13 protein-coding genes are annotated in these 21,987 nt (G+C 46.4%); all 13 read right to left on the bottom strand.

Translation table 11 applies throughout. From position 1 onward, the window contains the following. Positions 1–10: 10 nt before the first annotated feature. Positions 11–619, bottom strand: a complete 609-nt coding sequence (locus tag C8N47_RS17065) for an RNA polymerase sigma-70 factor (RefSeq protein ID WP_107823786.1) — start codon at positions 617–619, stop codon at positions 11–13. Between the two features lie 150 nt (positions 620–769). Further along, the gene (locus C8N47_RS17060) at positions 770–2,725 is read right to left on the bottom strand and encodes a glycoside hydrolase family 97 protein (protein WP_107823785.1); all 1,956 of its coding nucleotides are present in this window, start codon (positions 2,723–2,725) and stop codon (positions 770–772) included. Positions 2,726–2,747: 22 nt separating this feature from the next. Then, the gene (locus C8N47_RS17055; protein WP_245915750.1) at positions 2,748–3,512 is read right to left on the bottom strand and encodes a carboxylesterase family protein; all 765 of its coding nucleotides are present in this window, start codon (positions 3,510–3,512) and stop codon (positions 2,748–2,750) included. Positions 3,513–3,549: 37 nt separating this feature from the next. Next, entirely contained in the window at positions 3,550–5,592 is a 2,043-nt protein-coding gene (locus C8N47_RS17050; protein ID WP_107823783.1) for an NPCBM/NEW2 domain-containing protein, read from the bottom strand. Between the two features lie 30 nt (positions 5,593–5,622). Further along, positions 5,623–6,978 carry a glycoside hydrolase family 43 protein gene (locus C8N47_RS17045; protein ID WP_107823782.1) on the bottom strand — a complete coding sequence of 452 codons (1,356 nt, stop codon included), beginning with the start codon at positions 6,976–6,978 and terminating at the stop codon, positions 5,623–5,625. 27 nt (positions 6,979–7,005) lie between these two features. Beyond that, complete coding sequence (locus C8N47_RS17040) at positions 7,006–9,654, bottom strand: glycoside hydrolase family 31 protein (RefSeq protein WP_245915749.1); 2,649 nt, start codon at positions 9,652–9,654, stop codon at positions 7,006–7,008. 22 nt (positions 9,655–9,676) lie between these two features. Further along, positions 9,677–10,243: a DUF3237 family protein gene (locus tag C8N47_RS17035; RefSeq protein WP_107823780.1), complete on the bottom strand. Its 567-nt coding sequence runs from the start codon at positions 10,241–10,243 to the stop codon at positions 9,677–9,679. A gap of 25 nt (positions 10,244–10,268) precedes the next feature. Next, positions 10,269–12,746, bottom strand: coding sequence for a glycoside hydrolase family 31 protein (locus C8N47_RS17030; protein WP_107823779.1), 2,478 nt, complete (start codon positions 12,744–12,746; stop codon positions 10,269–10,271). Positions 12,747–12,859: 113 nt separating this feature from the next. After that, a complete protein-coding gene (locus C8N47_RS17025) occupies positions 12,860–14,293 on the bottom strand; it encodes a glycoside hydrolase family 43 protein (RefSeq protein WP_107823778.1) in 1,434 nt (477 codons plus the stop codon). A 45-nt stretch (positions 14,294–14,338) separates the two neighbouring features. Then, positions 14,339–15,715, bottom strand: a complete 1,377-nt coding sequence (locus tag C8N47_RS17020) for a glycoside hydrolase family 43 protein (protein WP_107823777.1) — start codon at positions 15,713–15,715, stop codon at positions 14,339–14,341. 46 nt (positions 15,716–15,761) lie between these two features. After that, positions 15,762–17,327, bottom strand: coding sequence for a carboxylesterase/lipase family protein (locus C8N47_RS17015; protein WP_107823776.1), 1,566 nt, complete (start codon positions 17,325–17,327; stop codon positions 15,762–15,764). A 6-nt stretch (positions 17,328–17,333) separates the two neighbouring features. Next, on the bottom strand, positions 17,334–19,910 hold the full coding sequence (gene xyl3A / locus C8N47_RS17010) for a xylan 1,4-beta-xylosidase (RefSeq protein WP_245915748.1): 2,577 nt from the start codon (positions 19,908–19,910) through the stop codon (positions 17,334–17,336). Between the two features lie 58 nt (positions 19,911–19,968). Beyond that, positions 19,969–21,828, bottom strand: coding sequence for a glycoside hydrolase family 97 protein (locus tag C8N47_RS17005; RefSeq protein ID WP_245915747.1), 1,860 nt, complete (start codon positions 21,826–21,828; stop codon positions 19,969–19,971). Between the last annotated feature and the right edge of the window lie 159 nt (positions 21,829–21,987).

Raw genomic sequence — 21,987 nt, 5'->3', positions numbered from 1 at the left:
TCTATTTTTTTTACAACGTAAATAAATAACCGATCAGCGGCAAATAATCTTTCAATGCCTTTCGAAAAACCTTAAGCCCTTTTGTGACATGCTTTTCGACTACTTTTACCGATATATTCAGCTCATCGGCAATTTCCTTGTTCTTTTTAGCATTAATCCGAAGCAGAAATACATTTTTGCATTGTGCCGGCAGCTGGTCTAAGGTTTCTTCAATAATTCGTTCAATCTCCCGAAAAGCATAGACAGAGGTGTCAACTGTAGATAAAATACTGGCATTCAATTCCAGTTCCATGCTATCTGCCGAACCTTCTACAAATAATTTTTTCCTGTACTTTTCGCTACGTAAACGATACAAACAATTATTTCGGGCAACTGTAAACAAGTAGGCTGAGAAATTGGTGTCATCATCCAAGTCATAACGTTTATTCCATAAGGTTAAAAATGTATCCTGAATCACATTTTCAACAAGATCATCGTACGGAATAAATTCGAAAATAAAATAATAAAGACGTGAATAATACCTTTTGAAAATGATTTTAAAAGTATTTTCATCATCGTTCTTAAGACCATTCAAAAGATCAGATTCACGCTCTAACATTTCATTTTGTTTTTCAAACATAGTAAATCGATACAGAATGTGTAAGAGACTTTAAAATTCCCCCTCTGCTAATTACAGCGATTGTCCTTTGGGGAGTTCCATCTAATAAAAGAACTTGTCATAGCATAAAGTTCGAATCCGATACCAAATCCCCTCACCTACTAATTAAAGTCAATTAACAACGACTGTTCCGCCATTACAAGGAATTATCAATTCCAATTCCATATTTTTATTCAATTTGGCGATAGAAACATCACCTTGCAAGTTCATATCATCTGTATATACAGTCAACGCCTCTTCAGCTTCCAGCATCGGAAGCTTTACCTTTAATCTCAGTGTTTCTGGTTGAGCATTAATACCAGCAATATACCATTTGTTACCGTGCCGACGCGCCAGCACCACATATTTACCGGGATAACCGTCAACATACTTCACTTCATCCCAGGTCGTAGGAACTTGTTTCATAAAATCGATCGACCAGGCCGGAGCATCGGTCAAATTGTTTGGCGCTAATGCAAAATGTTGCACTGCACTCTGAAATAACACAGCCGTTGCCAGAGCATACACATCTGATGTCACCCGGTGGCTTCCTTTATTGGGGGTATTGTCAGCATTATAAAACTCATTCAGGGCGCTTCCGCCAAAATCCATACTACCGACGGTATTCCGAATAAAAGGGTGAATACAAGCGTTAAAGGCTTCATGGTCGCAGCTTCCCTGACCAAAGTGAAGGTTCTCACTAGCCAATACCGCCTCGCTTGACGCATAATTCGGGTACATCCGTTCCCATCCGCGGGGCAAAGTGCAACCGTGGAAAATAACCATGATCCCAAAATCATTGGCATCGGTCAAAATATCTTCATACAGTTTCATAGTTTCCTGTTTATCCCCTCCAAAGAAATCGACCTTAATCCCCTTAATGCCTATACTTTTCATCCATGCCATTTCCTGCCGACGAATATTAGTTCGATTCATCATTCCCCTTGGCCCCTGCGGAGCATCATTCCAGTATCCATTAGAGTTGTACCAGAGATACAAACCAACACCTTTGTTTGCTCCATATTGGGCCAGTTCCTTAATTTTATCACGACCAATTTGGGTATCCCAAAGTGCATCCACCAGTACGGTCTGCCAGCCCATGGCCGCGCTAAAATCTATATATTCTTTCTGAACCGGAAAAGTCGTGTTATTGTCCATTTTGATAATCCAACTCCACGCACCTTTTGTGTATTGATATTGTTGAGATGCCATATATTTCAGATGCACAACATCGAAAGGGATCGTTGTTTCAACAATCGGAGCCAAGGTTTCGCCAAGGGTAATTGTCCGCCAAGGCGTTTCACCCGGAAGCTTAATACCTGGCTCCGCTGTTCCGTTGCCGTTGTTCTCGCCTTGTTGCGGAAAGCCAATGCTATACAATCCGCCTTCATGTCCAATCAAACGACTGGCGCAATAGCGACTGTCAACACCTGTTTCTGAAATCAATACCCAACCGTTTTCATTCACTTTAAACAAACAGGGAAAGGTGTAGCCATTTCCCCAGCCGTTTTTACCCATTGCATCATCAACAGTATAGGATGTTTCGTAACTGGGTGATGTTCGTGCGTACCCCCCCATTGGTGCGGCTTGCGGACAAAGAAAAGTTGTGGTTCCTTCGGGAAATGCAAAACCTGTTGCCTCTTCATATACAACGCAAGCAAGTCTGTCTTTCTGCGGATAAATCCGGTATTTAAATGCAATGTCATTGTTGCTGACCCGGAATGTAACATCAAAAGCGATGTTACCGTCTTTGTGAAATGAGAAAACAGCCTCATTAGTTCTGAAATTAACAGTGCTTGTTTTGATATTGTGTAGTTCATAGGCTCCGCTAATTTCACTACGCTTGACATCATCAAGCAAAGTCATTTGGGTTGAAAAATCGCCTACGTTGGTTTTCATTCCGAGCGGAGACGATTCTAAAAAACTTTGTCCGTTTAGTAAAACGCTGTAAGCAGGCGTACCATCGTCACAGAAGACATGCACAACCAAATTACCATCAGGGCTCTTAACTGACTGTTTTTCGGCTTTGACACCAATCGTCAGAAAAACTGTAAAAAAGAGTATTAAGCGAAGATTTTTCGTTTTCATTTTGATCGTATTTTATCATGAATTATTCAGCCCAATCGGCACCTTCCGGAGTTCTGCGCCAGCTGAAATAACTATCCAGAACTTGTAATGACTCCGAACTTGGAACCGGCCCCACATGTGGCGTCGGCCCGAGGTACATAACCTGCGGGTCTTCGGCACTGAAAGACGGCCACTCGGGGACTCCTTCACCGTTAGGATCTCCGTATTTGGCAAAGTTTGTCCAGTAGGTACCCATAGCTTCCGAGATTTCCAGATCAGACTCAGAAGTTTGCGGGTTCGAAGCATCGAGATACTGGAAAACGTAAGCCACATCCTGTCCATGAGGAGAACCATAACCGTACATCGGTGAATCTTGCGGGTAATCAGGATGCTGATCGAAATAGTAATAAAAAACCTTCGACCTTCCGGTTTCTGATTGAAGACGCGCCCAGCTCCATGTCTGCCAACCGAAAGCAGCATCCCGCATCAGATCGTACGCAGTTTTCGGCACTGAGCTTTCTCCTGCCGGATAAGCTTCATCGATTTTTGTACGAACAGGTTTGGAAACGATTTTTGCACCATCCCCCAAGTCAAGGCCATCAACAACAATACCAAAGGGAGACGTCTCCAATACCTCAATGCCGTTTGACTTAGCGTTATATGAAAGCCTTCCTTCCGGAGTAACGGAGACCCAAACTTCAATTTTTTTGTCAGGACTAGCTTTTTTTACGCCGCCGGCCGCCCATACGTTACCCACCCCGATGCTCAACAAAAAGAATAGAACAAATACTCTAATCAATACTTTCATTATAACTGATTTATATTTTTTATGCTGAGAATAGAATTTACATTTCATTCACAGGGGTAAATTTATAAAGAAGCACCCCGTGTACCGGAACTTTGAGTGTAAACGAATCGCTTTGGGTGTCAATGCCTGCAATATCCTTTTGCCGCCATAAATCGCGCACCGTTTGGCGACCTGAGATTCCGAGTTTTTCAAAATCTTTGTACGAAATATCCACGATATCGAGTCCAAAGTTGCAGAAGCCTACGGCATAACTTCCATCCTCCAGGTCTTTCACATAAATACGTAAATCACCGATTGTTTGAAGGCAGGTCGCCTGTTTACCCAACGGGTCCTGATTTACGGCAATTACTTCATCGTTAGTTAACAGATTGAGGGTGAAATCGTCCAGTTTTTCCATGTCGCAGCCAATAAGCAGCGGTGCTGCAAAAAGGCTCCACAAACTCATGTGCATGTATTGCTCGTCAGGTTTCAGCTTACTTGGATGCGAATTTCCCCAGCCCACAGTGCCAATCACCAGCATATCCGGGTCGTTCCAGTTACCCGGTTTAGCATACGGTGCAGCTTTATCCTGCGACAAAGCTATACCGCTCATACTCGACCAGGTGTCCGTAATATCATTGGTTGTTCGCCAACAGTTGCCCTGAACAGAACCGCCCCATTTCCAGACATCGGACATCCCGTATTGGCACAAACTGTAAACAATATCGCGCGGCTGCTCTGCCAGGTAATCACCCATTATTTCGAATGGTTTTTTAGCGGTTTCCAAATCCTCTCCTCCTTTATAGGACAAAGAAGACACTTTATAAGGGTCATTATCCTGCATACCATCAATTACGCCCCCGTAACTGCACCAATCGTACTTCAGATAGTCGAAACCCCATTTGGCGTAGATCTCGGCATCTTGTTGTTCGTAGCCGTAGGTACCAGCACAACCACCACACGACCAAGGGCCCGGGCTGGAATACAAGCCTATTTTCAAGCCTAAACTGTGTACATAATCGGCTAGCGCTTTCATGTCGTCAAACCGGGCATTTGGCACAATATTCCCGTCTTTGTCGCGTAAATCGCCCCGCAATGACGGATCTTTGGAGTCGCGGTTGTTTTGCCAGAAGTCGTCGATATTGATATAAGTCCAACCGTGATTGACCAGTCCGCTTTTGACCATAGCGTCGGCAGCACGTTTTATTTTTTCAGCTGAAACTTCGCCGGCAAAACAGTTCCAACTATTCCAGCCCATTGGCGGGGTTAGTGCAATCTTATTGCCACACTCAATCCGCAGTTTTTTCACATCCTTGCCCTTGGCATTCTCTGCTCCGAGTGTAACTTTAAAAGTTCCGGGCTCACACAACTTACCGGTAATAACGCCGCTTTTCGGATCAATTTCCAGCCCGGCAGGTAATCCGGTTGCCGAAAAAATCATCGGGCGGTCGCCGGTTGCCGGTACACGGAACTCAAAAGGCGAGTTCGGACGGACACCAAATACACGGGCACCATTGATTCTGGGTTCGGCCGGGGCAGGAGGCGTCAAAATATATGGCTCGCTGGATACCGGATTATATGTTTTGAAAGTGCTTACACCATCGGTTTTAAACTTGGCATCTGCCCAATCGGCGTGGTCGTAATAATTACCGTTTCCGCCGTCGGTTACCACCAGTTCCACCTTCTTTACGCCGTTAAGTGGAACGGAACAGGCCCTGGCTTCATCGCCCAAACGCATTACCCCACTCGACCATAGTTTCTTACCATCGCCGTAAACCACAAATTCAGAGGCAGGTTGATGTCCGATGACTTCGTCATCCATACCAACTTTTGCGGTAAACTCAATGGCTTTCCCTTCCAATAAAATGGTCAACGAACTTTCGGCGTGTGTCCCGAAACCCCGGTCATATGTTTTACCGGCAATCGTAAACACCTTGCCATCAACTGTTTTATTCGAGGCTGGAACCCCGTAACCTTGGGTCGCCGTGCTCAAATCCAGCTCGTCGAGCCATACAGTTTGAGCCAGCGCCGAGCTGATTGCTATTATGTAACAAGTAAAAAATAACGCTATCGCTTTATACATCTTATAGTCATTTCCCATGTGTATTTTGTTGTTTTTTATTTTAATTCCCTAGTTTACAAACTTCCACCAGTCGAAGTTGAACAGGTCGCCATCGTCGCCTTTAAATACGAAGTAAACATCGTGCGCCCCTTCTGTTTGTTTCACCTTGATCGATTGGGTTATCCAACCGCTTTCGTCACCCTTTACATCGAGTGTTCCCAACAGTTCTCCGTCTTTTTCGTCAACACGGATTTCAATGCTGCCACCAGCCAAAGCTGCAACACCAGCTTCAAACTTTTTGGCCCCTTTACCAAAATCGACATTGCGTACCCGAATGTAATCCCCATTATTAATTTCAGTTACATAAACACCACCTAAAATAGTGCCGTCAATTGTTTTCACGCCCTCTGTCCAGTTAATGGTTTCGGCTTCAGTCCGTTTAAACGGGTTGAGGGTACCAACCGGTTCAATCCCTTTTTTCTGCCACCAAGGTTGCTCCGGGATAGTTCCGTCGGGGTTATATGTGAACTCATCCACACAGATTGAACGCCGTTCGTGGTGTTTATCGGTGAGCAGAGAGTTCAGTTCGTAATTGAAGCCAAAGACATAAGACTTCCCTTTATATTCGATAATGCCCGGATGGTTTCCCGAAGACTTTTCGTTGGGGCGCATAATGTAACCTTTGAATTCCCATGGGCCGGTAGGGCTATCGCTCATGGCGTAACCAATCCCTTCGGGACAACAAGTTGAAGCATAAGCCAGGTAATAATGCCCATCCCGTTTGTAAATCCAAGGGCCCTCCTGATAATGATACGGGTCTTTCTCCCCTTCTACCTTGACAAACTCAGGACTGGTTTCAACCTTACCGGAATAAGAAATCATGTCCTCGTTGAGTTTTACATACCACACCTGTGGGTTTCCCCAGTACAGGTAGGCCTGTCCGTCATCGTCGATAAAAACACTGGGGTCAATATCCTGCCAAATATGATCAGATTCAATTAAGCGTTTTCCCAGCGGATCCTTAAACGGGCCATAAGGACTGTCGGCCACCAATACACCGATTCCGCTTCCCTGCACCGGGCAATACAGGTAGAATTTTCCGTTCCGTTCAATACATTGCGGCGCCCAGGCTCCATTGTCCTGTCGTCCCCAAGTGAAGTCTTTCAGTGTGGCAATTACCCCGTGATCCGTCCAGTTTACCATGTCGGTTGAGGTGTAGCAACGCCAGTCTTTCATTCTAAATCCGCCCATGCCTTCGGGCGTAGAATCTTCGTCGTGCGAGGTGTAAAGATAAACCGTGTCGTTATAGACCATGGGGGCCGGATCGGCCGTAAATACGGTCTGAATTATTGGGTTTTGGGCAAATCCGGCCGAAGTCACCATAATTCCCCCTAGTATTGCAACTATTTTTAATGGGTTTTTCATCCTTTATTCTTATCTAATATTTTGAAGTCAGAGACTTACAATTGTTTTCCTCCCTTTGTAAGTGATCGTTTTGTCGTATTTTTCGACAGCTACATCCCCTGCACCTTTGTTTTCCGAGACTTTTACAATATTGAACGTTCGTTCGGCCAGCATTCCCGGGTATGAGCCTTTCCTATCTTCGATTGTCAAGGTTTTGTCGGTATCATTCCACCTAAAAGTAATGGCAGAATACACACCTTTTTCGTAATCATAACCGTCGTTTTCATCTTCGTATAGAGTAAAGGTACCATCAGCCCCTTCATAGATGCGAATTTCCAGGTTGTCTCCGTTTTGTTCTGCAGCATATTGCACTTTGGGCCCAACCGGTAATATCGAACCGGCTTTTACATAGAGCGGAATAATGTCCAGTGGGGTTTCTTTTATCACCGTTTGTCCGCCCTTCAGCTTTTCGCCTGTCCAGAAATCGTACCAGCCAGACGCTTTAGGCAGGTAAACCGTCTTTTCGCGAGTCATCGGCTCTGTAACCGGGGCTACGAGAATCGATTTTCCGAATAAGTACTCAAAGGTTTGGGCAACAGCTACCGAATCGTCTCGAAAATCCATGACCAACGGGCGCATTAATGTGGAACCGTTCTCGGTTACTTGCCAAGCCTCAGAATAAATGTAGGGTAGCATTTGATAGCGCAGATTCAACATCTTACGCATGTCGTCCTCCACCACTTGTCCGTACTTCCACGGTTCGGTTTCGCTCATGTAACCGTGAATGCGAAAGACGGGGTTGAACGCTCCCCACTGGAACCAGCGGATGAGTAACTCGTGATATTTTTCATCAGTATATTGCGATGGGCCAGGGCGGAAGAAACCGCCGATATCGGTTGTCCAATACGGAAATCCGGTAATGGTATAATTTAGGCCAGCGACAATCTGTCGTCGGTAGCTGTCCCAATTGCCGCCAATATCGCCCGACCAGTTGATGACACCGTAACGTTGCTGCCCCAGGAATGCCGAACGGGTGAGAATGCAAACCCGTTTGTCGGAAGTAGCTTCGCGCTGCCCTTCGTAAACGGCCTTGCTCACCATTAACGGGTAAGCCAAGCGGTAAAAATCGCCCAATCCGGCATAGGTTGTTTCGCCTTTCAACGCATCGTTTTCCGGTTCAACAGCATCCATCCACCACGAATCAACACCGTTGTCGAACATGTTATTTTTTAAGGTATTCCAATAGGCTTTTCGGGTTTCCGGGTTGAAATAGTCCAGCCATTTCGTATTCGGGATAAAGCGTTTTTCAGCCACATAAGCCTTCCCTATTTCCGAATTCTGATCGGGGTTCGACCAAATAGAAATATTGAAATGAGCATGTAAATCATGCAATTGTTGGATGAAACCGGAGGGGTTTGGGTAATTCGATTCGTCGAACTGCGGTACGCCCCAGCCATTTTTACCCCAATACTGCCAATCCTGAACGATAACATCCATCGGAAGTTTTCGGTTTCGGAACTCCTGTACCGTTCCAATTAACTGGTTAGATGACGAATATCGTTCGCGGCATTGCCAGAAACCATAGGCCCATTTAGGTAACATGGGGGCATTGCCCGATAAATTCCGATAAGTGGAAATCACCTTGGCTGCCGACGGGCCGTAAAACACCACGTAGTCGAGCTTTTTGGTAACCGGCGACCGGAATGTGGTGGTATTATCCACCAGTTTCCATGACAGTTTTGGTTGATTATCGGCTTTGCAAATCAATTGCACCTGGTGTTCACCTGCAGACAGCTTAACTAAAGTTCCTGCCGTTGGCGGCAGCCACATGTTACTTTCATCCACGCAGGGCTTTCCGTCGATGGTCACAAAATGGCGGTTACCCATATTGCCCAAATCAAGAAAGACCGAATACTCCCCGTCCTTTTCAACCTGAAACGTTCCGGTATAAAGCGATTGGTTTTGCGAAACTTTTTGCGTACCCGAAGTCGTGGTCACCTCAACCAGTTGGTTTTCTTCGCCTGCTTTTTGTTGTTTGGTCAATTCGACAAAATTTTCTGTTGGGTTGAAGTCCGTTAAGCCGTATTGGTGCCAAAGTAAGCCATAGCCTTTGCTGGAGTAGATGAACGGCAAGGCAATCTGCGTATTCACCTGTGTCAGTCTCCGGGTGACGCCCTTCAAATTAAAATTGCCATCCTGAAACTGGCCCAAACCAAAAATTGACTCATCGTCGGGTGACTCGAAACTTTGCTCTGCTACATAACAGGCTTGCCCCTCAATACTAGAGGCATCAAGCTTCCGCTGGCCGCCCACCTCGTTGAGGAACACGCTTCCCGACGAATCGGCATAGGATAATTTTCCGTTGCTTTTATCAACAATTACCTGCATGTTTTTAAGAATCACCTTTAAGGTTGAAGCACTCTCTTCCACCTTAAAAGCAGGAACAGGCTGTTCGCGAACAAAAATCAGTTCGGGTAAGGCGTCCAGTGTATCTTTCGTAAAAGTCACCCTTACAGCGTTATCTGCAACCGGGTAAATGGCCAGCGTGCCGTCCGACACCGATAGCGTTAAACCGTCCTTCCCTTTATGAAATCCTCGTGCAGCTACTGCTTCCCGACTACTCACAAGCAACAAGCTGAAGATGAGTAAATAAATACTCGTCAATTTTGTTCGCGTGCTCATTCTATTCTTGTTCATTTACAATTTCTTTTGTTTCAAATTACAATACTTTATAAACGCCAATCACCACGTAGGGCTCTTCATTGGCTTTCAGCTCTGGAATCTCCAGTGTTCCTATAAAAATGGCATGGTTCAAATAGTCGTATGAACTTGCCGAAGGAGCTTCGAGCTCAATCACCGATTTCACATAAAAGCCGCCTTCTTCCCCTTTTGCAGGAGTGTGCATTAACGCCTTGTTTGCAACCCGAATAAGAATGCCATCGTCTGTTTTCAGCAGGTAACATGCATTGAGTTCGGTATCGCCGTCAGGGCGCACTAGTTGCCAGTCTTCGCCATAAGGTAAAACTTCGCCCTTTATTTTTGGCCCGCTAAACGTGCCGCCGGTAATCGGAATCATACGCCGCGTACCCCGTTTGCTCTCCCCAACATTCAACACATTGCCGATTCTTACCTTTGCTTTCCACATCAGTTCGGTTTTGAAATCGAGGTAAATACTATCGCCATTTTCCGGGCTGGCACTCTGTGCAAAACCACTCCAGGATATGAACAGTAGCAGCAGCATGATGAGCACTGTACCGAGCCTATTTCGTTGAAATACAAAGTTCATACGGTTCTTTTTCTCTGGTAATACTTTATAGTTTAACCACGACCTCGTCACCCGAATATGTCACGGCTTTATCCGGCTGGCTCACAATTTCATTTCCTTTTGTTTTGTCTTTCGAAGCAAGCACTATGTTGAAAGTCCGTTCGGTCAACATTCCAGGAAATTCGCCATTGCGTCTGCCAATCGTCAGAGTTTTGTCGGCGTCGTTCCATTTAAACGTAATGGTTGAATACACCCCTTTTTCGTAGTTGTAATTATCGTTTTCGTCTTCGTACAGCGTGAACTCGCCATCTGCACCTTCGTAAATACGGATCTCCAGATTATCCCATTTTTTCTCAGTAGCGTATTGCACTTTGGGTCCGATAGGCAGAATAGCTCCGGCTTTAACATACACGGGCGTTGTATTGATGGTTGTTTCTTTGGCAATTTCCTGTCCGCCATCGAACTTTTCGTTGGTCCAGAAATCATACCAAGCCGTACCTTCCGGCAAATAAACAGGCGACGATTTTACTTCGGTGAAATCAACCGCCGGGAAGCCTTCTTTCGTTTTGGCGTTCCCTTTGTTCCAGCCGCTTGCTTCGTCAACTTTTACTATTTTCTCTGGTGTGTACTGTGCATTCATTACCGGCGCTACAAGCAAGGACTGGCCAAACATGTATTCACTGTTCATGTCCCACACTTTTTTGTCGGCCGGAAAATCCATCACCAAGGCGCGCATAAAGCTGGAATTATTGCTGGCAACATCCCACGAAGTGGTATAAATGTACGGCAGCAGAGAGTAGCGCAAATTGATGGCATTCGCAATGGCATCGTAAACCGGCTCGCCTTGTTTGCCAAAGTAGTAGATTTCACGTTTCATATCTGTTCCGTGTGAACGCATCATCGGGGTAAATACGCCGTATTGCAACCAGCGCACATATAATTCCTGGAACAGCGGATTTTTGGCTGCTGTTCCATCGCTCCACGACTTGTTGTAAGCCCCGGCAAAGAACCCGCCGATATCGGAATTGAAGTTCGGATTTCCGGTTAAGGTGAAGTTCAAACCGGCAGGAATTTGGCTGCGGAATGAGTCCCAGGATGAACCCAGGTCGCCCGACCAAACATTACAACCATAGCGTTGTTGACCGGCAAAACCGGAACGGGTTAAAATGAATACGCGCTTATCTGAAGATACTTGTCTCTGGTGGTCGTATACGCCTCCAACCGTTTCCAACGGAAAGGCATTACGTACTTTGCGGAAAGACCCCAGATAGGTTTTGTTATCAAAATCCTTTGGTTTGAAATCGAGGTGGTCAGGTTCTGTGGAGTCCATCCACCAACCATCAATACCTAACGAGAAAAGCCCTTTGTCTAGGTATTCCCAGTAAATGTCCCGTGCTTCCGGGTTAAATGCATCATACACCTGAACGCCCGAAGGATAATTCATGTCAGGCGGCCAGATATCTTTCCCTGATTGCGGCCAGGTTTGAAAATCCATCAGCATGTTCTTTTCTTTCAATTCTTTGTATTGTGGTGTTTCCGGGCCAAAAGATGCCCAGATTGAAATAATCAGGTGTGCATTCAGATTATGAACGTCATCAACAAATTTTTGCGGTTCCGGGAAGCCCGGGTTCAGAAACGACATGCCGTTCCAATGGTAGTTGTCGCCCCAGTATTGCCAGTCCTGAATAATACCATCCAATGGAACACCCAGCTCGCGGTATTTTTCAACCACACCCACCGTTTCATCCTGTGTTTTATAACGTTCGCGGCTTTGCCAGAAACCATAGGTCCAGAGCGGGAACATAGGCACTTTGCCGGTCAGGTCGCGCATTTCGGCAACCACGCCATCGGCATTTTTACCATACATGAAATAATAATCGATGCAATCGCCAACTTCCGAAGCAAATTCGGTACCGGCTTCATTATCGGTAAAATCGGTAGGTGAATAGTTGTCCCAGAACAGTCCGTAGCCTTTTACCGATTGGAAGAAAGTTGAAAAGTCACAGGTGTTATTCTGTACCATATGAACTTTCTGGTTACGTTGCGACATTTTCCCGTTTTGCAGAATTCCCAGCCCATAAATTGCTTCATTGGGGTCGAGGGTGAAGGATTGCTTAACCGAATAAGTCTCGTTTCCGGCATCGTTAAACCGGGTGAAAGCTGTGCTTCCGGCCTTTTCTGTCAGCAAGGCATCACCGTTTGCCGACAAGTACGACACCGCACCTGTTCGGGTATTGACTTTCACCGTCAACACATCGCTAAGCAGCGATATCGTGCTATCCGATTCAGTTACGTTAAGCGGGACAGTTTCGGCTTCTTTCACCACCGAAAGGCTCTTTTTTTCAACCGTTTCACCGGGAAGCGATTTGATTATCCGAACAATTCCGGGTGTATAAAACCTGACTTCCACGACCGTGGAATCGATGGTCGTTTTTATCCCTGAGGCCGTTTTTTCATACGACTGCGATTTGCAACTCACGCTTAAAATGAGCACACAAGTCAGCAGGTAATAGATTGATTTCATTGATATAAGATTTGATTTAATTTTTCTGTGACCGTGGAATTTAGTCATTTTGGAGCGGGACACCCACCCGTCCCTGTTTCCGTTTCTTAGATTGATTCTACAAACCGGGATCTCTACTCAAATTTCCACCAATCGAAGTTGAATAATTCGCGACCGGCAGTGATGTTATGCCCGTTAAAACACAGGTAAACATCATGTTTCCCGGTCACCGGAGAAGTGAGTTCTGACGTAAACAATTGAAACTTCTCCCACCCCCCGGTGCGGGGAAGGTCGATGGATGCCACAAGCGGACCTGCTACACTATCGAGGCGGACTTCCAGGATACCTCCGTCAACCCCTGCAGCCAATGAGGCAGAAAAAGATTTGGCTTGTTTATTCCCAAAATTAACCTCTCTTACTTTCAGGTATCCCTTCAAGCGGGCATCCGAAACATAAACGCCAACTTGGTCATTCTGAGCAATAGCACATTTCTCCGACCAGGCCATAGTTTCCGCTTCAACACGCTGATAAGGATTGAGCTCCCCCACCGGCTGCGGGCCTTCCGATGACATATTCACCGAAGGAATGGTACCATCAGCATTGTAGGCAAATTGCTCCACGCATGCTGCTCTTCCGTAACTTCCGCCTCCCGGAAGCAGCCCGGTATGATAGAAGATATAGGAATTGCCCTTGTAATCGATAATCCCGCCATGATTGGTAAAACTGTTGGTTTTCTGATTTTCCATAATTTTGCCTTGGTATTTCCAGGGGCCAACCGGGCTTTCGCTCATCGAATATGAAAGGCTCTCGCCGCCTTTACCCATGCCGGCATACATCATGTAATAGTTACTGTTTCGCTTATAAAACCAGGGACCTTCAACATACATGTCCTTATTTTCAATGCCCAACTTGCGGTTTTCCCTGTTACCCCCAAACGTTTCCACTGTAGTTGGAACAGATTCGATATCGCCCGAGTACGAAACCATGTCTTCATTTAGCTTGACATAAAACAAACCTCCATTTCCCCAATAAAGGTAGGCCTGTCCGTCGTCGTCAATCCAAACAGTCGGGTCGATATTTGACCAGCTACCATTGCTAATCAGCGGTTTTCCAAGCGCATCTTTAAATGGTCCGGTTGGCGAATCAGACACCGCAACGCCAACAGCCATGTTGTTTTCGACGGTTTGGGCACAGATGTACCAGTAAAACTTTCCGTTGCGCTCAATACACTGAGCCGCCCAAGCCCGGTCACGCGCCCACTCGAATGACTCCAATGTTATCGGGACACCGTGATCCGTCCAGTTAACCATATCAGTTGATGACAGCACCCGCCACTTGGTCATGTAATAAAAGTCGAAGCCGGGAATGTCGTCCCCGGTGTAAACGTACATGGTATCATGGTAAACCATCGGCGCCGGATCGGGCGCAAAATGAGCCTGTACAATCGGGTTTTGCGCTTGGATACTACTGCCGAAAAAGGCGGCAATTCCAAAAGTCAAAATCAATTTCGGAGAATCAACCAACTTTGTAAAAAAGCAGTCTATTTTATTTTTTGTTTGTTTTTTCATCGTCATTTTCGTGTTTTATAGTTCGGTTAAGTTTGCTGTTTTAGCTTATTTTTTCATTTTCCACCAATCGAAGTTGAATAAATCGTTTGTGCTGCCTTTGAATACGAAATACACATCATGCACCCCTTTCGCTTTTTTGATTGAACATGACTGTGTTTCCCAATTTTGATTGCCGCCGGTATTTTTCACATCCAATGTTCCCAACAGCTCACCGTCTTTCGCGTCAATACGGATTTCGATTTTTGCTCCCGGAGTCGCTGCGGCAACACTTGCTTCAAATTTCGTTGCACCTTTTTCGAAATCGACACTACTCACTTTGATGTAGTCGCCGTTGTCAATTTTAGTTACATAAACCCCGACCTCATCGGAACCGAGTGTTTTCTGCCCTTCAGACCAGCCAATGGTTTCGGCCTCTACCCTTGCGTAAGGGTTTAAATTTGAAGCGCTCTCCGTAACACCTTCTTTGGTTGGTGTAATCAACGGGATGGAACCATCGGCATTAAACTCAAAAGGCTCAATACAGACCGAGCGTCTGAACCCGGTACCATCGGGTAATCCGGCATTGTGGTAGAACAAGTATGACTTTCCTTTAAAATCAATATATCCGGGGTGATTGGTAAATGCACCTTTATTTTGAATGACGTGCATGATGGTGTCGCCGTAAACCCATGGACCGGTTGGTCCGTTGCTTATTGAATAGGCCAAATGCTCGGACACGCCTCCTGCCGGATAAAGCATGTAATATTTGCTGTTGCGTTTGAAAAACCAAGGGCCTTCTTCGTAGGCGGCAGTGCGGTTTTGAATTTTCTTTGAGCGATAACCAAAGGTTTCATCATTGAGAGGCTCCTGTACAATGCCTACTTCTTTGTCGTAAGAAACCATGTCCTCGTTCAGTTTTACATACCAAAGGTTCGGGTTTCCCCAGTATAGGTAAGCTTGTCCATCATCGTCGATAAACACTGTCGGGTCAATGTAGCCGTAACCAATCAGCAAGGGTTCTCCGATGGCATCTTTAAACGGGCCGGTTGGACTGTCCGATACCGCCACGCCAATCGCATTTCCACCTCCCTTTTGATTTACCGGGACATAGAAATAATACTTCCCGTTACGGTATACACATTGACCGGCCCAGGCATCACCCCTGGACCAGCTAAAGTCTTTGTAATGTAAAATTGCACCATGATCCGTCCAGTTTACCATGTCTGTTGACGAATAGCAGCGCCAATCGTTCATGGTGAAAAAGTTGTTTACCGTCGAATCTTCGTCGTGTGTGGTATAAAGATAAACCGTGCCGTCGTGAACCATCGGCGCCGGGTCGGCTGTGTGATAAGTTTGAATGATTGGGTTCTGGGCATATCCCAGAACCCGTATCATCACCGACAAAGAGATAACCAGTATTAGCTTTGTTTTCGTTTTCTGCATTGTTGAATCGGTTGGAATTAGTTTGTTTCAGGTCTCATCCCCGACATTACTTGGCCCAGGCTTGTCCTTCGGGGGTACGCCGCCATTCGAAATAGGTATCAAGCACTTTCAATGACTGCTCACTTGGAACCGGCCCAATATGCGGTGTTGGGCCCAGGTACATTACCTTCGGGTTTTGATCGCTAAAAGCCGGCCATTCGGGTACACCTTCACCGTTCGGGGTGCCGTATTTGGCAAAGTTTGTCCAATAAGTTCCCATTGCTTCCGATATTTCCTTGTCCGAAGCCGAAGTATTCGGGTCTGCGTTGTTCAAATGCTGGAACACATAGGCAACTTCTTGCCCATGGGGAGAACCGAATCCATACATAGGCGAACCTTCCGGAAAATCCGGGTGCTGGTCAAAATAATAGTAATAGACCTTCGATTTTCCGGCTTCGGATTGAAGGCGTGCCCACGCCCAGGTTTGCCATCCAAAAGCGGCATCGCGCATTAAATCGCGCGCTGTTTTGGGTACTGAGTTCTCACCTGCCGGATAAGCAGCTATCAATGTATCAGCAAACTGACCGTAACGCGCTTTCACTCCTTCGATATATTGTTCCGGCGTTCTTTCCCTTGAAAAGCTTGCCCCTTCGTCGGAATTGTAACCAATAAGCACCGGAATATCGTTGTAGTTGCCGTTCTGATACATGGTGTGCTGGTCTCCCGGAATGACATAACCGTCAACTATGGGCCATCCGCCGGGCATTGTCCATCCCGCCGGGATAAATTTTTCGGCATCCATCTGACGCAATTCCGCAATCGACGAAGCTCCAAATTGCTTTGCATATTCAATACCATCTGCTTCTGCCTGTTCCAGGGTTTTCATATTTTCTCCCGGGTACGTGGTCGGACGGGTTGGCCCAAATGAACCGCCGCTTTCGGAAATTGCCCCTTGAAACAAACCTTTTGCCAGCGGCGAGGCGCACAACATGCTGACAGAAATTCCACCGGCTGATTCACCGAAAATAGTTACTTTGTCGGGGTCGCCTCCAAACTGGGCAATATTCTGCTTAATCCACTTCAAGCCTGCGATCTGATCAAGCAAACCGTAGTTACCGGATACATGATCGGGACTCTCAGCAGTCAAATCCGGATGAGCAAGAAAACCCAACTGACCAACGCGGTAGGCAATGCTAACCAGTACCACCCCTTTTGAAGCCAGTTTGGCACCGTCGTACATGGGATCGCAGGTTGAGCCAAAACTAAAGCCTCCACCGTAAATCCAAACTAAAACCGGGATTTTGTCTTTCGTCGATTTTGCGGGGGTCCAAACATTCAGGTACAGACAGTCTTCGCTTTTGCCCGACTGAGGATTTCCACCCTGCATAGGAGCTGGTGCATAATCGATAGTTTGCTTCACCCCTTCCCATTGTTGAACCGGCTGAGGGGCTTTCCAGCGCAATTCCCCAACCGGAGGGGCGGCAAAAGGGATTCCTTTGAAGATGGTCATACTATCGGTAACGGTACCCTGTATCCAGCCACCTTCAACTTTTATCTGCCCGGGTTGAGCATTTGAACAAGCGCTGAAAACAACTATCATCGCTGCTACTATGAAAAAAGCTATATTCTTCATGTCTGTTTATTGAATTGTGAGTTTCATGGTTTTCAAATCATTTACATCAGAACTGGTTCCGTACAGAATTTCGTATTCGCCGGAGGTAACAGCCATCTCTCTGCTGTTCCAGTCGTAAAATTCAAAGGAAGATGAAGGCAGGTCAATCACCGCTTTCACGGTTTTTCCTTTCCCTACTTCAACCCGTTTAAAACCTTTTAAGGTTTTCAAAGGACCTTCCAGGTCATTCACCTTCCGAACGTAAACCTGCACGATTTCAATCCCGTCGCGTTGGCCTGAATTGGTAACAGGTACCGTTAGTTGAACTGAATTGTCCGTTCCGATAGTTGTTTTACTCAAAGTTGCATCACCAATCTTAAATGTGGTGTAACTCAGTCCAAAACCAAAAGGAAACAAATAATCGGTCGTGTAACGGTAGGTGCGGCCTTTCATGGAATAATCTTCGAAATCGCCCAGCTTATCCGAGTTCTTATAAAAGGTGACGGGCAGTTTCCCGGCCGGATTATAGTCGCCAAATAACACATCGGCAACAGCTTGTCCGCCCGACTCGCCGCCATACCACGCTTGCAGAATAGCATCGCAGCTTTGGGTTTCGGGAGACAGAGCAATGGCCGAACCCGAACAATTCACAAAAATGACGGTTTTACCGGCTTCTTTCAGTGCTTTTAAGCAGTTACGCTGAACCGACGGCAACTCGATATTGGTACGGTCGCCCCCTTTAAAGCCGGGGTAATTGACCGGCATTTCCTCGCCTTCGAGCTTACCGGAAAGCCCGCCAACAAACACCACCACATCTGTACCTTTCAGTTTGCTGATTAGATTGGTATAGTCAACGTCTACTTCCTTTCCAAAGTCGAATTCAATATTCGCCTGCCAATCATTTTTCTGGGCGTAGCGGATTTGAATTTTATAGTTCTTTCCGGCTTCAACCTGGCAAGGAATTCTCGCAGGAAGTGTTCTCCAGTTGTTGTATTTAGCAAGCGTGTCCCCATTTACCACCAGTTCGAAATAGCCTGTGGCACCGCCTTTAAACACAATTTCTTCGGTCACTTTAGGCACAAATTCAGTTTCGTAAAGCGCAGAAAAACCTTCAAGCTTAACGCCCGATGCAAATTCGTGCTGACCGGCTGTGGTCATTTTTATCGGGTCGGTAATTTGCTGTGTGGCAACAATATCGCCTTCCCAGTCGGGGGTGTTCCAAAAGGAGGCTTTCACCCCTGCTTTGCCATCAAATGAAAACTGTCCAAAATAACTGTCTGTCACTTTATCTTCGACCAAATCGCAACCTTTATCATAAACGATTTTCTTTTCCGAAATTTTCGTTTTAATGCCGTCCAGAATGGAAATGGTACGGACCGGCGTTCCGTTGTAGTTTCCCCACAACATTGGCTTATCGTTGGCATTAGGTCCAATTATGGCAATCCGCTTTTCATTTTTGGACAAGGGTAATACGTTATTTTTATTTTGAAGAAGTGTCATCGTTTCACGGGCCATATTGAGTGCCAGTTGCTGATGTTCCTTATTATTTAAAACCGATGCCGGAATTTGTGCCCATGGAACAATGGAATCAGGGTCGAAGTCGCCCAAATCGAAACGGCCGACAAGTAAGCGCATCACACTTTTGTCGATATCCTCTTCTTTTATCAAACCACGCTCAACAGCTTCAGGAAGCTGCATGAAGGGGTAGTTTTGCCAGACACATTCCACATCGGTACCAGCCAGAACAGCCTTGGAAGCCGCATGGACAGCATCGGACGAAACTTTGTGACTGGTAAAAAAATCGGTAATGGCGCCACAATCAGACACCACCATATATTTGTAGCCCCAATCGTCGCGAAGGATGCGTTGCAGCAAACGGGTGTTACCGCAGCAAGGCTCGTCGTCCAAACGCTGGTAGGCGCACATCACCTGCCGTACATCGGCATCCTGCACCAACGCTTTAAAAGCAGGGAGGTAAGTTTCGTTCAGCTCGCGCGGGTCAACATTGTTCAGGTTCAGCTCGTGGCGGCTCCACTCCGGCCCCGAATGCACGGCGTAGTGTTTGGCGCAGGCCAGCAACTTGCGGTATTTGGCATCTTCGGGTCCCTGCAAGCCTTTTACCACCTGAATACCCATGCGGGAAGTCAGGTAGGGGTCTTCGCCATAGGTTTCCTGACCGCGTCCCCAGCGCGGATCACGGAAAATATTCACATTCGGCGTCCAAACCGAAAGGCTCAAAAAACGCTTGTTCTCGTTGCCCGATTGTATCCATTGGTTGTATTTGGCACGGGCTTCATCCGAAACGGCATTGTAAATTTGGTATAATAGTGCATCGTCAAACGAGGCCGCCATGCCGATTGGCTCGGGGAAAACGGTTACGTTGTTATTATTGGCATATCCGTGAAGTGCTTCGCTCCACCAATTAAATTTTTTAATTCCCAAACGTGATATTGCGTCCGATTGGTCGCACATCAGGGTGGCCTTTTCTTCAATGGTCAGTCTCGATATTAAATCTTTTGACCGCTCCTCCGAACTCAGGTCGGGGTTTTGATAGGGGTATTGCTGGGCGCGCAAAGTGCCCATAAAACATAGAAACAGTGCCATAAGCAAAGCACTTCTATAATTCCAATATTTAACTATATTCATAAACATTCAGTAAAAGTTAGTTAATCGGTTTTAAACTAGCTGCAAATCCTCCCCTACGGAGCATTTTCACTACTATTTCAGAATTGTTGTCGACAACCAAGTAGCGTGTCGAAAACTCTGTATCGTATTCTCCATCGGCAATCAACGTAAGCCGGTATTTTCCCCCTTTGGGTAGAAAATTGAATTTCAACGCCTTGTTTTTATCCCTGCGTATTTCAGAATTGATGCCTCCCACATACCAAATGGCTCCTTTGCGGCGGGCCAAAATAACGTCTTTTCCCGGCAACCCATCCAAAAATTTGGTGTCGTCCCAGGCATTGGGAACTTCACGCAGGAAATTTTTAGCGGCATCAGGCAGATTGTAATACCCCTCGGGACGGTCAGCCCAATGTTGTATTCCTGACTCAAACAGCACACTCAAGGCCAACTCATGCCCATACGATGTGATGTGTGGGTACTGCGAGTTAGTGAAAGTCACAGGCGTATAATCCATGGAGCCCACCACGTTACGGGTAAATGGCAAGATGGCGTTATGCTCGGGCGCGGTGCTTGTAAACTCAGAACCATTGTTGTACCACTCGGCACCACGTACACCTTCGTACGTCATCAGATGCGGATAGGTACGCGCCCAACCACGAGGAACCAAACAGCCGTGGAAGTAAACCATGATTTCAAATTTGGCGGCATCCTCCAAAATATCGATGTAGTAGTTAATCATGTCCTGTTTTTCGCTTTCGAAAAAGTCGACTTTCACTCCATAGATTCCCAATTTCTTCAATTTGGCAAATTCTTCCATTCGGTTTTCGTGGGTCAACATGCGATCCTTGGGCGTGGCATTCACCCAAGTGTGTTCGCCGCCCGAGTTGTACCAGATCAGCGGTTTCACTCCAACGGAATGAATGTATTTCAGTGCATCTTCGAGATTGCCGCCATCGGTCATCGCATCCCATTCCCAATCGAGCAAAGTGTAGGGCCAGCCCATCGACGCGGCCAAATCGGCAAAGGCGCAAACAGTTTTGTAGCTGCGGGTTCCGTGGTTGTCGGACCAATAGTTCCAAGACGCTTTTCCGGGTTGAACCCAATCGGTTTTAGCTACGGTTGAAGGTGCCGAAACATCGTCGACCAACGTCGATTCAACAATGTCGGCCAATGTTCCCACAATGATGACACGCCAAGGCGATTTCCATGGAAGCATGATGGTTGGCTGTGTTTCGCCTTTTTCGCGGCCGTTCCATTTGTCGGGGAAAGTGAGTTTGTATTTGGTCTTTTCACCGAAGTTGGTGAGTTTGGTTCCGCAATAGCTGCGATCCAAATCGGCTTCATGAATCAGGTACCAACAAGCTTTATCGGGCGTATTGAAAAGCGCCGGGTACCCCCAGTCATTCTGCTCATTGCCGTTTGTTTGGGCACTGTAAAGCCCTTCGTTGGCCGGGTTGAATTTGGTGAGCCAGCGCACAGTGCTGTCGGGAATAGCATAAGCAGTGAATTCATCTTTCACTACAAAAGTTCCTTCTTTTTCAGGAAACTCATAGCGAAAAGTTATGCCATCGTTGTACGCCCTGACTATGAGGTTCATTTTCGCTTTTGAAGGATTTTCGAACGACACCACCACTTCGTTGGCTTGATTGCTACACTGACTGCGCTTGCCGTGAATAGCGATATATCGTTCGTTCACCAATCTTGACTTTCCAACTTTCAGAAATTTCAATTCACTCGAAAAATCCTGATCGCTGCGCGAAAGCCCCAGCGTAATCTTCGGAATGACAAGGACTGTGCGACCACTGTCCATGTAATTAACCCGGAGAATCCATCCCCCTAATTCTTCCTGCTCGTGCAACTCAACCTGAATGCAGTTGTTCGGAGAAGAAACTCTCACCGGTCGGGCCGCTACCGAAAAGAAACCGGAAGTACACGTAAAAAAAAACAGAAACAGCAGAATATTACGAAGTTTCCGTCGCACTATAAGTCTCCCAAAAAACTTGCCTTGCTCACAAATTATTTGCTTGGTCTCGGTTGCATCAGTCATCATCCACCT

This window comes from Mangrovibacterium marinum, from assembly GCF_003046625.1.
In the GTDB taxonomy this organism is placed as follows: domain Bacteria; phylum Bacteroidota; class Bacteroidia; order Bacteroidales; family Prolixibacteraceae; genus Mangrovibacterium; species Mangrovibacterium marinum.
Note: the sequence above shows the minus strand (reverse complement) of the source record. Positions and strands in the feature narration are given on the sequence as shown.